General features: G+C 68.6%; 8 protein-coding genes and 5 pseudogenes. 8 read left to right on the top strand and 5 right to left on the bottom strand.

Annotated features, from left to right (window positions below):
* Positions 1 to 86: 86 nt before the first annotated feature.
* A pseudogene (locus tag FV223_RS08630) lies at positions 87 to 380 on the top strand (transposase); the annotation flags it as partial.
* Positions 381 to 586: 206 nt separating this feature from the next.
* Positions 587 to 918: pseudogene (locus tag FV223_RS08625) on the top strand (transposase); the annotation flags it as partial.
* A gap of 254 nt (positions 919 to 1172) precedes the next feature.
* Here FV223_RS08625 and FV223_RS08620 read toward each other — a convergent pair.
* A pseudogene (locus FV223_RS08620) lies at positions 1173 to 1337 on the bottom strand (IS110 family transposase); the annotation flags it as partial.
* On the opposite strand from FV223_RS08620, the pseudogene FV223_RS08615 reads away from it, so the two are divergent.
* Together FV223_RS08615 and FV223_RS08610 are read left to right on the top strand one after the other, a co-directional pair.
* Positions 1337 to 1957 (top strand): annotated as a pseudogene (locus tag FV223_RS08615) (transposase); the annotation flags it as partial. The pseudogenes FV223_RS08620 and FV223_RS08615 sit on opposite strands and share 1 nt — an antisense overlap.
* 154 nt (positions 1958 to 2111) lie before the next feature.
* Positions 2112 to 3217, top strand: a pseudogene (locus FV223_RS08610) (IS5 family transposase).
* A 264-nt stretch (positions 3218 to 3481) separates the two neighbouring features.
* Here FV223_RS08610 and FV223_RS30205 read toward each other — a convergent pair.
* On the bottom strand, positions 3482 to 3850 hold the full coding sequence (locus FV223_RS30205) for a hypothetical protein (RefSeq protein WP_187274906.1): 369 nt from the start codon (positions 3848 to 3850) through the stop codon (positions 3482 to 3484).
* On the opposite strand from FV223_RS30205, the gene FV223_RS08605 reads away from it, so the two are divergent.
* The 3 genes from FV223_RS08605 to FV223_RS08595 all read left to right on the top strand — a co-directional run bounded on the left by FV223_RS08605 (position 3831) and on the right by FV223_RS08595 (position 8848).
* Complete coding sequence (locus FV223_RS08605; protein ID WP_147726427.1) at positions 3831 to 4916, top strand: efflux RND transporter periplasmic adaptor subunit; 1086 nt, start codon at positions 3831 to 3833, stop codon at positions 4914 to 4916. The two genes, FV223_RS30205 and FV223_RS08605, sit on opposite strands and share 20 nt — an antisense overlap.
* Positions 4913 to 8038: an efflux RND transporter permease subunit gene (locus FV223_RS08600; RefSeq protein WP_147726426.1), complete on the top strand. Its 3126-nt coding sequence runs from the start codon at positions 4913 to 4915 to the stop codon at positions 8036 to 8038. Before FV223_RS08605 ends, FV223_RS08600 begins: the two co-directional genes overlap by 4 nt.
* A 267-nt stretch (positions 8039 to 8305) precedes the next feature.
* Positions 8306 to 8848 carry a TetR family transcriptional regulator gene (locus FV223_RS08595; protein ID WP_147726425.1) on the top strand — a complete coding sequence of 181 codons (543 nt, stop codon included), beginning with the start codon at positions 8306 to 8308 and terminating at the stop codon, positions 8846 to 8848.
* Positions 8849 to 8858: 10 nt separating this feature from the next.
* On the opposite strand, the gene FV223_RS08590 is transcribed toward FV223_RS08595, so the two are convergent.
* From FV223_RS08590 to FV223_RS08580, 3 genes are all read right to left on the bottom strand, one after another.
* Positions 8859 to 10394 (bottom strand): malonyl-CoA synthase, encoded by a 1536-nt coding sequence (locus FV223_RS08590; protein ID WP_147726424.1) that lies wholly within the window; start codon positions 10392 to 10394, stop codon positions 8859 to 8861.
* A 46-nt stretch (positions 10395 to 10440) separates the two neighbouring features.
* Complete coding sequence (locus tag FV223_RS08585; RefSeq protein WP_147726423.1) at positions 10441 to 11844, bottom strand: malonyl-CoA decarboxylase; 1404 nt, start codon at positions 11842 to 11844, stop codon at positions 10441 to 10443.
* A 182-nt stretch (positions 11845 to 12026) separates the two neighbouring features.
* Positions 12027 to 12230, bottom strand: coding sequence for a hypothetical protein (locus FV223_RS08580; RefSeq protein WP_147726422.1), 204 nt, complete (start codon positions 12228 to 12230; stop codon positions 12027 to 12029).
* A gap of 326 nt (positions 12231 to 12556) precedes the next feature.
* Between FV223_RS08580 and FV223_RS08575 the strand changes: the two genes are divergently transcribed.
* A partial coding sequence (locus FV223_RS08575) for an MFS transporter (protein ID WP_147726421.1) occupies positions 12557 to 13354 on the top strand: 798 nt, incomplete at its 3' end.

The following is a 13354-nucleotide window of genomic DNA, read 5'->3' as shown; positions in this document are numbered from 1 at the left end:
GCTTCTGCCGGCTTCTTGGCCGGTCCGGATGTCTGCTTCATCTTCGCTCCTCAGGGGCTACGATGAACCAGCCATCCTCCGTTCGTGAAGACCCTCATTCTGTCCCACAGGTGCTGACGTCGGACAGGTCGTCGGAGACCGTGGCTACACCAGCCACGCCTTTCGCGAACACATCTGGGATATGGGCGCTCGGCTTGCGATCCCGCCTCAGCGCCACGAAGCGCCCGTGGCCTGCCCGGATTGGATCTACAACAACCGCAACCAGGTCGAGCGCCTCTGGGCCAGGCTAAGGAGTGGCGCGCCATCGCCACCCGCTATGAGAAGACCGCGTCAGTTCCATGGGCGTCCTCTCCCTCGCAGCCGCCCTCGATTGGATCTAGCGATGACACGCCCTAGCCGTGACTCGTTGTCTTATGTAACACATTCAAGTATCAATTAGATAATGCGATAAAAATTGCGCTATTTTTTCAGTGGCTTGCGAATAATCGGCTGAGGAGTTGGAATCCTGGCGCCCCAGCCAAGGATTGCAACTCCGACAGGGGTTAAGAGCGTCTAACGAAAACGGCGATTGGCGCGTTGGTAGGGCATGGCGAAGTTCCCGGTTCCCGACGATTTCTGGGCGGTGATCGCGCCGCTGCTGCCACTGGCGCGGGAGTGTCCGAAAGGCGGGCGGCCGCCGATACCGGACCAGGCGGCGCTGACCGGCATCCTTTTCGTGCTGCGCACCGGTTTGCCGTGGGAGGACCTGCCGCATGAGATGGGGTGCGGTTCGGGGATGTCGTGCTGGCGACGGCTGCGTGATTGGCAGAGGGCGGGCGTATGGCGGGCCTGCATCACGCCTTGCTGGAGCGGCTGGACGGCGCCGAACAACTGGATTGGGGCCGTGCGGCACGCGACAGTGCCAGCCTGACGGCGAAAAACGTATGGCCCGCCCCGTCCGCAAGTGGCTTATGATCCGCTGGTCTTAGCAGTCTGCATAAACGTATCCGGCCTTCCAGCGATGCCGTTGGCCAAGATGGAGATCCGCGCGTCCTGGTCCTCATAAAGGGGTCGGCGTCGAGCGCCATTTTCCGCCAGAGGCTTCCAGAACATCGATCGGCTGTCAGGCAATCTTCCTTTCGCCGCTCGCAGACATCGGAAGGCTGACGAAGGCTTTGCCGACCAAGCACGGTTCAGGCAGCCACCGCCGCCGGCTCATAGACGCGTTCGTGGCGCAGCAGCGCCCAGACGGTCCGGGCCATTTTAGCCGCCAGCGCAACGACGGCGGTGTTGGCGTGCGCCCGCGCCAGCAGGTCCCGGAGCCATTGGCCGATCCACGCATCGCTTTTGCGAAGGGTCCTCGGGCATGCGCTGGCAGGGTCGACCCCTGCGCGGTGAGGACGGTGGTCCGCCGGACCGAGCGCAGCGCAACTTCACCGACCCGGACAGCCGGATCCTGCCGACCTGCGACGGGTTCGTGCAGGACTACAGAGGCCAGATCGCCGTCGATGCTGCGCATCAGGTCATCGTGGCGCACCGCCTCGTGACGAACGCCGCCGACGCCCGCGCCCTCGTGCCGCTCATCGACGACATCCGCGCTCATCTCGGGCGCAAGCCGTGCGAGGTCTCGGGCGATGCAGGCTTTGACAACGAGGCGAACCTGGCAGCGCAGAAGCAGCGGCGGATCACCGCCTATCTCGCTCCAGGTCGGGCGCGCCACGGAGAGGCGGATGCGGCCGGTCGTCGACAGCTGACGAAGACGCCCCTGATGCGTGCGATGGCCGAACGGCTGAAACGGGGTGGCCGCCGGAGCCGCTACCGCCTCAGGAAGCAGGTCGTCCAGCCGGTGTTCGGGCAGATCGAGCAGGCCCGGGGCCTCCGACCGTTCCTGCTCCGCGGGCTCGATTAGGTCCGCGGCGAATGGGCGATGATCTGCACCGCCCACAACCTTCTGAAGCTGGCCAAGGCCGAACGCTGAGCATGACGCCGGCTGGCCTGCCTTGATCTCAACCCCGTCCTCGATCCGATAAAACGTTACTCGGACGGGTTCCTAGCAGGCTGCTGCAGAAGTCCGTGGCGGTGCGGCCTTGAAGATGATTCACTCTGTCCGAGCGAGAGGCGGGGTTCGATCGATGCGTGGACGTGAGGCGGCCTCGGCCAACCTGTTCAGCTACGTTCGGCTTGAGGAGCGTGTGCCAGCCGATCCCCCTTTGCGGCCGATCAGGACGTTGGCTGACGAGGTGATGGCCGGGCTGAACGAGTGCTTTGAGAGCCTGTACTCGGGCCTGGGCCGTCCCTCGATCCCGCCCGAGATGCTGCTGCGAGCCACACTGCTGCAGGCGTTCCTCTCGGTGCGCTCCGAGCGGATGCTGATGAAGTAGATCGACGACAACCTGCTGTTCCGGTGGTTCGTGGGGTTGGAGATGGATTCCACGGTCTGGCATTCAACCGGGTTCACGCACAACCGCGTCCGTCTGCTGGAGACGGAGGTGGCGCACGCCTTCCTGGCGGGGCTGCTGGCGCTCAAGCCGGTCAACCGGTTTCTGTCGAGCGACCACTTCTCGGTGGACGGCACGATGATCGAGGCGTGGGCCTCGATGAAGAGCTTCCAGCCGAAAGACGGCTCGGGTGAACCGCCGGATCCTGGCCGCAACGGCGAGCGCGACTTTCACAAGGAGAAGAGCTCGAACGCGCCCCATGCCTCGACCATCGACCCGGACGCGGGTCTCTACCGCAAGGCGGACGGCCAGGAGAGCCGGCTGTGCTGCCTCGGCCATGCGCTGATGGAGAAACCGGAACGGCCTGGTGGTGGACGCGACCCTCACCCACGCTACCGGCACCGCCGAGCGTGAGGCGGCCCTGACCATGCTCAACCGCCGACCCCGCCGGCACCGGATCACTCTGGGCGCGGACAAGCTGTTCGACGTGGCGGCCTTCGTCGGCGACCTGCAAGCGCGGCGGGTGAGCCCGGACATCGCGATCAACGGGGCGATGTCGAAAACCGGCAAGGTGCGCAAGACCGCCCTCGACGGCCGCACCACGCGGCATGCCGGCTACGCGGTCAGCCTGCGCTGCAGGAAACAGATCGAGGAGGTCTTCGGCTGGATCAAGGCTCAGGCCGGGCTGAGGAAGGTCAAGCTGCGCGGGCGAGCCAAGGTCGAGGCGCTGTTCACCTTCTCAGCCGCCGCCTACAACCATCGTGCGTCTGCCCCAGCTGCTGGCCGGAGCGGTCGCATAACGGGCGACCCGGACATGGCCGAGACATGGCCCGCGACCCGAGCAACACATCGAAGCTGCCGGATCGAGCCTCGTCGAGGCGGACTGATCTCATAAAACAGTCCTGACGATCCAAACCAAGCGTCACGCCTGACTTCCGCAGCAGCCTGCTAAGTTAAAAACGTTGTTGCATGGTTGAGACTGTCGACAGAATCGTAGCGTACGTAGATCAGAAGCTCATCCGCACGACCTCGATCAATGTAGCCAGGATCCTGCGGCGACCAAGCTATTTTGCAGTGCCGATGATGCGGACCGCGCGATGCCGAGGTCGCTCGCCTCCGACAATGTGGGGGTGATGCTGCCAGCGACGAAGACCTGGGCTGCGCTCGACCTGCCCGACTCGCCGTTCGGCTGGGGGAAACAGCGCATATGCAGCGGCCGAGATGCTGACTCGGTAGATACATCCGAGCCAGAAGACCGAGAGGTCGAGATCGTACCGCTGCATTTGGCGGACCGCTCTTTCCGACCCCGATTCACCGAATCGCGGCGCCCTCGCCATTGACGACATCACCGGCCCATAATAGATGACAACCATCATTTTAATGGCGAGTTCGATCGGTGTCGGGGAAGCGGCGATGAATGTCGGTATGGTCATGTTGCTGACGAGCCTCGCTTTGGCGGCGTGCTCGCCGGCCGAGACGGCGGTGCCTGAGAAACCACGGCTCGTTCAGACCGTCGCGGTCGCCCCGGCCGAGGGGGCGGTCTCGCGCTACACCGGGGTCGTTCGGGCGCGGACGGAGAGCAACCTCGGCTTCCGCGTCGGCGGCAAAATCTTCGAGCGGCTGGTCGATCCGGGGGACCGCGTCCGCCTCGGACAGCCGCTGATGCGCCTCGATCGGACCGATTTCGGGCTCGCGCTGAACGCCGCCAAGGCGTCCGTCGAGGCGGCCCGCGCGCAGATGATCAAGGCCAAGGCCGACGAGGCGCGCAGCCGCAAGCTCGTGGCCGACGGCTGGACCTCGATCCAGGCCTACGACCAGAACAAGGGCGCGGCCGATGCCGCCATCGCGCAGTTCGCCAACGCGGAGGCGCAGGCGAGCCAGATCGCCAACCAGGCGGGCTACGCCGAGCTCCAGGCCGATGCCGACGGCGTGGTGATGGAGGTGCCGACCGAGCCGGGACAGGTCGTCGCCGCCGGCCAGACCGTGGTGAAGCTCGCCCGCGACGGATCGCGGGAGGCGGAGGTGTTCCTGCCCGAGGGCAGCCGGCGCGCGGCGCAGGGGAACGCTTCGGCCACCCTCTACGCCGAGGGCGAGGCGACCTATCCGGCGCGCCTGCGCGAGCTGTCGGCGACGGCCGACCCCGCGACCCGCACCTACCGGGCGCGCTACATCCTGTCGGGCGGCGGCGAGGCTGCGCCGCTCGGGGCGACGGTCACCCTTCGGCTCGCCGACCACGACGTCCGGCGCGAGCCCGCGGTGGAGGTGCCGCTCGCGGCCCTGTTCGACCGGGGCGACGGCACCGCGGTCTGGCGCTACGACGCCGAGACCGAAACGGTGCGGGAGCAGGCCGTGCGGGTCGCGCGCATGGGCGAGGAGCGCGCCGAGGTCGTCGCGGGCCTGAGCCCGGGCGATCGCATCGTGGCGCTCGGCGCCCACCTGCTCAAGCCCGGCGAGAAGGTGCGCCAGGCGGACGCGAACCTGACGGGGGCGAAGCGATGAGCGGTTTCAACCTCTCCGCGCTCGCCGTCCGCGAGCGGGCGGTCACGCTGTTCCTGCTGATCGCCGTGACGGTCGCCGGCATCTTCGCCTTCCAGAAGCTCGGCCGCGGCGAGGACCCGGCCTTCACCGTCAAGACCATGACGGTCTCGGCGGCGTGGCCGGGCGCCACCGCCGAGGAGATGCAGCGTCAGGTCGCCGACCCGCTCGAGAAGCGGCTGCAGGAGCTCGTCTACTACGACCGCGCCGAGACCACCGTGCGCCCGGGCCTGATGGTGACGAAGGTCTACCTCAAGGACAACATGCCTCCGGGGAAGGTGCAGTCGGAGTTCTACCAGGCGCGCAAGAAATTGTCCGATCAGGCCTCCAGCCTGCCCCGCGGGGTGATGGGACCGCTGTTCAACGACGAGTTCTCGGACGTCTACTTCGCGCTCTACGCGCTCCAGGCCAAGGGGCTGCCGCACCGCCAGCTCGTGCTCCAGGCCGAGGCCCTGCGCCAGCGCCTGCTGCGGCTGCCCGGCGTCGAGAAGATCAACATCCTCGGCGAGCAGGCGCAGAAGATCTTCGTCGAGATCTCGTACCAGCGCCTGGCCACGCTCGGGATCACCGGCCAGCAGCTGCTGGCGTCGCTCGCCAACCAGAACGACGTGACGCCGGCCGGCTTCGTCGAGACAGCCGGGCCGCGGGTCTACCTTCGCCTGGACGGCGCCATCGACGGGCTCGACGCGATCCGCGGCCTGCCGGTGGCGGCGGGCGACCGCAGCCTCAAGCTCGGCGACATCGCGGAGGTGAAGCGCGGCTACGAGGACCCCAGGAGCTTCGCGATCCACAACGACGGCGAGCCGGCCCTGATGCTTGGCCTGGTGATGAAGCCCGGCTTCAACGGCCTCAAGCTCGGCGAGGCGCTCAATGCCGAGGAGGTCGCGATCCATCACGACCTCGCCCTCGGAATCGGCTTCACCAAGATCACCGATCAGGCCAAGGTCATCGACGCGGCGATCCACGAGTTCATGGTCAAGTTCTTCACCGCGCTGTCGGTGGTGATCTTCGTGTCCCTGGTGGCGCTCGGCTTCCGCGTCGGCATCGTCGTGGCGCTGGCCGTGCCGTTGACCCTGTCGGCGGTGTTCGTGGTGATGATGCTGACGGGGCGCGACTTCGATCGCATCACGCTGGGCGCGCTGATCATCTCGCTCGGGCTGCTCGTCGACGACGCGATCATCGCCATCGAGATGATGGTGGTGCGCATGGAGGAAGGCGCCGACCGAATCGAGGCCGCGACCCATGCCTGGAGCGCCACCGCCGCGCCGATGCTCACCGGCACGCTGGTGACCATCGCCGGGTTCCTGCCGGTGGGCTTCGCCGCCTCAACGGCCGGCGAATATGCCGGCAACATCTTCTGGGTGGTGGCGTTTTCTCTCGTCGTTTCGTGGATCGTGGCCGTGACCTTCACGCCCTATCTCGGCGTCAAGCTGCTGCCGAACATCGAGCCGGTCGCGGGCGGCCACGCGGCGATCTACGCCACGAAGAACTACCAGCGCCTGCGCCGGATCGTGCGCACCTCGGTCGATCACAAATGGGCGGCAGCCGGCATCACCGTGGCGCTGTTCGTTGTCGCGGTCATCGGGATGGGCCGTGTCGAGAAGCAGTTCTTCCCGAACTCCGAGCGGCCCGAATTGATCGTCGAGGTCACGCTGCCGACCGGGTCGGCCTTCGCCACCACCGAGGCCACCGTGCAGCGCGTCGAGGCGGCGGTGCGCGACCTGCCGGAGGCCAAGGAGATCACGAGCTATATCGGCCAGGGCATGCCGCGCTTCGTGCTGTCGTTCGATCCCGAGCTGCCGGACCCGGCCTTCGCGCAGATCGTGGTGCAGACCGCGGACGCTGAGGCCCGCGACGCCCTCCGGGCGAAGGTGCGCAAGCTCGTCGAGGACGGCCGCTTCCCCGAGGCGCGCGTGCGGGTGCTGCAGATCGTGTTCGGGCCGCCGATCCGATTCCCGGTCGCGTTCCGGGTGGTCGGCCCCGACCTCGACGTCATCCGCCGCATCGCGGCCGAGGTCGCCGAGGTCATGGCGGGCAATCCCGACATGCGGCTCGTCCATCTCGACTGGGGCGACCGGACGCCGGGCCTTCACCTCGTCCTCGACCAGGAACGCCTGCGCCTGATCGGCCTGACGCCGAAGGAGGCCGGACAGCAGCTGCAGAGCTACCTCAACGGCACGCCCGCCACTCAGGTCCGCGAGAACCTGCGCTCGGTCGACGTGCTGCTGCGCAGCCCCGGCCCGGAGCGACGCTCGCTCGGCGAGATCGGCGACCTGACGCTCGCGACGAAGGACGGCCGGCAGGTGCCGGTCTCGCAGGTCGCACGCCTGGAAAGCCGGGACGAGGATGCGGTGCTCAAGCGCTACAACCGCGAGAGCTACATCCGGGTGCAGGGCGACGTGCTCGACGGCAAGCAGCCGCCGGACGTCCATGCGCAGATCTTCCCGCTGCTGGATCCGATCCGGGCGAGGCTGCCGCCGGGCTACCGCATCGACACGGCCGGCGCCGTCGAGGAGAGCGCCAAGGCGATGTCGGCTTTGATCGCCGTGTTCCCGATCATGCTGATCGTCACGCTGACGGTGATCATGATCCAGGTGCGCTCGTTCACCACCATGTTCATGGTGTTCGCGACCGCGCCGCTCGGCCTCGTCGGCGCGGTGCCGACCCTGCTGATCTTCCACCAGCCCTTCGGCTTCAACGCGATCCTCGGATTGATCGCGCTGTCGGGCATCCTGATGCGCAACACGCTGATCCTGGTGGATCAGATCCATCACGATCGCGCCTCGGGCCTGTCGGATTACGAGGCCGTGGTGGAATCGACCGTGCGCCGCGCGCGGCCCGTGATCCTGACGGCGGCCGCAGCGATGCTCGCCTTCATCCCGCTCACCCACTCGGTGTTCTGGGGGGCGCTGGCCTACGTCCTGATCGGTGGCGTCGGCGTCGGCACCCTGCTGACGCTGCTGTTCCTGCCGGCCCTCTACACCCTGTGGTTCCGCGTCGCCCGAACACCTGCGGATGCGCGGAGCCCCGCGGTCGTTTCCGGGCGAGACGGAGCGACTGCGACCACGGGCGCTGTTCCATCCTGAGGGCTGGTGCGGCTGGGCGCTCGCCGCCGCGCATGCGACGCGGCAAGTGCCCGATCGATCGACCAGCCCGAGCCCCTGCCCCTGCCCCTGAACGGTCGAACGGGCGGCGCTTCGTGCTGGCGGCAACGGCCGAGGCGGCGAAAGCGTCCGGCGACAGCGCGACCGTGGACTGATTTAGATGACAGGTCGCATCCACATCGGATGCGATGCGTTAGCGCATCGTCCGCCGGACCGCGCGGCGGCCGCTCGTGAGACGAGGAGACGAAGATGCCGAGGGTGTCTCAGGAGCAGGCGCGGCTGAACCGGCAGCGCGTGGTCGAGGTGGCGTCGGCGCTGTTCCGCCAGCGCGGCCTTCACGGCGTCGGGGTCGCCGACATCATGGGGGCGGCCGGCCTGACGCATGGCGGGTTCTATGGCCAATTCGCCAACAAGGACGCCCTGGCGGCCGAAGCCTTCGAGTGCGCGATCAAGGAGGAATACCGCGGCAACCTCGACAGCCTGGTCGGGAACTACCTGTCGCTCGGGCACGTCCAGGCGCCCGAGAAGGGGTGCCCGCTCGCGGCCCTGGCCAACGACGTCGCGCGGGAGCCCTCGGGTAGCCCGGTGCGCGCGCGGTTCACCCACGGGGTCGAACGCCTCGCCGCCATCCTTGCCGACCTGACGCCGAAGGCCTCGCGCGAGCGCCGCCGGCAGCGTTCGCTGGCGACGCTGTCGACCCTCGTCGGCGCCGTCGTCTTGGCTCGGGCCGTGGACGACGAGGCACTGGCGAACGACCTGATCGAGGCCGCGCGCGCCTCGGTGGCCGGCTGAGGCCCGCTGGTCAGGACGTCTTCGACGCGTCGCGATACAAATCGGCGTGGCGATCCCGCAGGGCGTTCTTCTGGACCTTGCCCATGGCGTTGCGTGGCAGGTCGTCGGCGAAGAGAACCCGCTTCGGGCATTTGAACCGGGCGAGGCGCCCTTCGAGATGGGCGAGCACCGCCGCCTCGTCCGGAGCGTCCTTCGAACCCACCACGATGGCGGTGACGCCCTCGCCGAAATCGGCGTGCGGCAGGCCGATCACCGCCGATTCGACGACGCCCGGCATCGCGTCGATCTCGGCCTCGACCTCCTTCGGGTAGACGTTGAAGCCGCCGGTGATGATCAGGTCCTTGCCGCGGCCGACGATGTGGACGTAGCCGCGGGCGTCGACCTTGCCGAGATCGCCGGTGACGAAGAAGCCGTCGACCTTGAACTCGGCCGCGGTCTTCTCAGGCATGCGCCAGTAGCCCTTGAACACGTTCGGGCCCTTCACCTCGATCATTCCGACCTGCTCGGAGCCGAGCGGCGCGCCGGTGTCCGGGTCGACGACGCGCAGGGCCACGCCGGGCAGCGGGAACCCGACGGTGCCGGCGATGCGCTCGCCCTCATAGGGGTTCGAGGTGCTCATGTTGGTCTCGGTCATGCCGTAGCGCTCGAGGATGGCGTGACCGGTCCGTGCCCGCCACGCGGCATGCGTCTCGGCCAGCAATGGGGCCGAGCCGGAGGTGAACAGCCGCATGTGCGCGGTCGCCGCCTGCGTCAGCCCCGGATCCTTGAGCAGGCGGGTGTAGAAGGTCGGGACGCCCATCATGCTGGTCGCCCGCGGCATCAGCTTGAGGATCAGCCCGGCGTCGAGGCGCGGCAGGAACAGCATGCTGCCCCCCGACGCCAGCACGGTGTTGATCGCGACGAACAGGCCATGGGTGTGGAACACCGGCAGGGCGTGGATCAGCACGTCGTCGGCGGTGAAGCGCCAGGCCTCGACCAGCGTGCGCGCGTTCGAGGCGAGGTTGTCGTGGCTGAGCATGGCGCCCTTCGAGCGCCCGGTGGTGCCGGAGGTGTAGAGGATCGCGGCGAGATCCTCCGGATCCCGCGGCACGTCGGAGCACTCCGAGCCCTGCGCGTCCGCGGCCTCGGCGGCGCTGCCCCGGCCGGCGGCATCGAGGGTGAGCACGCGGATGGTCCCCGCGTCCCCGGCGACCGGCACCAGCGCCTCGCGCTTGGCCGGGTCGCAGACGAACAGGGCGGGCTCGGCGTCGCCGAGGAAGTAGGCGACCTCCGGGGCGGTGTAGGCGGTGTTGAGCGGCAGGAACACCGCGCCGGCGCGCACTGCGCCGAGATAGAGGAACACCACCTCGGCGCTCTTCTCCACCTGCACCGCGACCCGGTCGCCGGGGCGGACGCCCGCGGACACCAGCGCGTTCGCGTAGGCCCCGCTGCGCGCGAGCATGTCGGCGTAGCTGTAGCGGCGCCCGTCGGGCGTCTCGATGAAGGTGCTGGCCGCCGGATCCGCCGGCAGGGCCTCGCGGATCAACGCGAAGAGATGATTCGTCATGACACAACGCTCAGCGAAACGGATGATCGGCGGCGGTCCACCCGCCTCAGGCCTCGGCGAGCGCGACGGAACGCGGCGGAGGCAGGTTGGCGCGCAACTCGCGTGAGACCGCGCCGGACGCCGAGACCGTGCCGAGGTTGGCATAGGTCTCGTGGTTCTTCTCGATCGCCGACAGGTCGTAGAGGTAGTTGACCATCAGGCCATGGGATTGCCGCAACCCCTTGCCGGAGACGTCGCCGAGGAAGTTGATCCGCTCGAGGCGCGCGCCGTTGCCGAGATGGAAGCGCGCCACCGGGTCGAGCGGGCGGCCCCGCTCGTTCTTCGCGCGGAGGAAGTAGGCGGCCGCCGCCGGCAGCAGCGCCTTGCGCACGGCATCGGACTTCGCCTTGTCGGTCGCCCAATCGGGCTCGTCGAGCAGGCGAAGCGCCTCGACATCGTCGCGGGTCAGGCCCTGCGGCGCTTCCGCCCGGCGCTCGCGATCGAGCCAGCGCGCGAAACCCGGAACTGGCGAGAGCGTGACGAAGGTCTTCAGGGTCGGGATCTCGCGGGTGAGGTCCTCGACCACCTGCTTGATCAGGAAGTTGCCGAAGGTGACGCCGGCCAGGCCCTTCTGGCAGTTCGAGATCGAGTAGAAGATCGCGGTCGTGGCGGATTTCAGCGGAAGCGGATCGCGCGCCTGCGACAGGATCGGCGCGATCGCCGGCGCGATCGCGCTGGTCAACGCGACCTCGACGAAGATCAGCGGCTCGTCGACGAGTGCCGGGTGGAAGAACGCGAAGCAGCGCCGGTCCGCCGGCTCGATCCGGCGGCGAAGGTCGTCCCAGCCGGCGATCTCGTGGACCGCCTCGTAGCGGATGATCTTCTCGAGGATGTGAGCCGGCGTCGTCCAGTCGATGTGGCGCAGCACCAAGAAGCCGCGGTTGAACCACGAGGCGAACAGGTGCTCGAAGTCCGAATCGAGGCTGTCGGCGGCGTCGATCAGGTTGGGCTCGCCCTCGTCGCGCAGGATGCGGCGCAGGTCGAACAGGTCCTCGCGCATCCGGACCAGGCTCAGCGTGCCGTCGCGGGCAAGGTTGAGGCGGCGGATCAGTTCCTGGGAGCGCGGCTCGGCCGCCTCGTGCAGGTGCCCGAGGCGTGCCCGCGTCGGGTCCGAGCGATAGGCCTGGATCGCGGCGTCGACCGCGTCGTGGTCGGCATCGAACTCGACGGCGATCAGGCGCAGGAAGGCGTGGCGCTCGTCGGTGCCGAGCGTCGCGTAGCGGTCGAGGATCAGCCGCGCGAGGGCGACGCCCGATGCCTCGCCGCGGCGCGAGATCAGGTCGTCGCAGAGCTTGACCAGCTCGGCGGCGTTGGCCCGTGCGGCGAGATCGCCGCGGCCGAAGCTGATGAGGTCGCGACCGCGGTCGCTGATGGTCTGAAGGAGATCGCCGAAGAAAGAGATCGCCGCCATGGATCGCCGTCCGCGTCTCGCCTCGAAACCGGCCGCCGCGGAGGCTCCGGTCGTCCCGCACGGCGATGCCGGCGGCCCCATCGTTTACGGCGTGACCGCGCGCAGGGCCAGACCCCCCGTGAGGCCGCGAAGGCCGAAGCGGAACTCCGGGACGTCGTGGCCGGCTCCGCCGTGAAGGGCGCTCAGCGGCGCTCGTCGCCGGCCTGGGCCACGACGGCGCTGTCGGCGCGCTCGCGCCAATCGCCGAGGCCGTATTGCCGGGCGAACTTCAGCTCGGCCGCCCGCCGCGCGCGATCGGGGTCGCGGGCACGCTGGATCTCGACGGATCCGATGGTGAACGGAAGGCCGAAGATCTGCTTCTCGAAATCCACCCGATAATTCGGCATGCAACCCTCTCTCGTCGTGTCGGTCACGCTCCGCCGCACGAATCGGTGCCACCAATCCTATGAACGGCATCAGAACCTGAATCGCCGCGATCGCCAAATCGATTGCCAGCAATCGACCCGCGCGTCGAACATCGTCCGTGGACGAAACATATGCAGGCGCAGCGGAATCGAAACCGGGTGCGCCACTCCTACGCGGCCGTGCCCTGCGCGCGCCGCCGTTGTCACCCGCCCGGTCGGCGCCTAGGCCGACCGCGATCCCTCGCAACCAGAGATACGAGTCTCATGCTCACAGAGCCGAACCGCTCGCGCGCCACGGAGCCCCGCTCGTGAGCGACATCCCGGTGCCGCATCCCGACCTGAGCACGAAGGCGCGGCTCGGGCTGACGCTGATCGCGGGCGGGGCGGTGGCCAACATCTACTACAACCAGCCGCTGCTCGGGCTGCTGGTTGCCGATTTCGGGCCGCGCGCCGCCTTGTGGGTGCCGACCGGCTGCCTCGTCGGCTACGGCCTCGGCATCGTCGGGCTGGTGCCGCTGGGGGATGCCTGGCCGCGGCGCCAGCTGATCATCGCGCAGCTTCTCACGCTGAGCGTGGTGCTCGTCGTCGCCGCGCTCAGCCCGAACCTGCCGATCCTGGCGCTCGCCAGCCTCCTGATCGGCTTCCTGTCGTCGGCGGCGCAGCAGGCGGTGCCGTTCGCGGCCGAGCTGGCGCCGGACGCCACCCGCGGCCGCATCGTCGGGCAGGTGATGACTGGGTTGCTTTCCGGCATCCTGCTCGCGCGGACGGTCAGCGGCTTCGTCGGCGCGCATCTCGGATGGCGGGCGGTGTTCTTCGCCGCCGCCGTGGTCTCGCTCGCGATGGCGGCGGTCGCGGCCGCGACACTGCCCCGGACCGCGGCGAAGCGCCTGCGCTACCGGGCGCTGATGCTGTCGATCCTGCACCTTGCCAAGACCCAGCCCGTGCTGCGCAACGCCAGCCTGTCGCAGGCGCTGCTGTTCGCCGCGTTCAACGCGTTCTGGGTCACCCTCGCCCTGCTGGTGGAGGCCGAGCCGTTCAACCTGACCGCGGCCGGCGCCGGGCTGTTCGGCGTGATCGGCGTCTGCGGCGCCCTCGTCGCGCCGGTC

This window comes from Methylobacterium sp. WL116, from assembly GCF_008039455.1.
In the GTDB taxonomy this organism is placed as follows: Bacteria; Pseudomonadota; Alphaproteobacteria; order Rhizobiales; family Beijerinckiaceae; genus Methylobacterium.
This window is presented reverse-complemented; position numbering and strand designations above follow the sequence as displayed.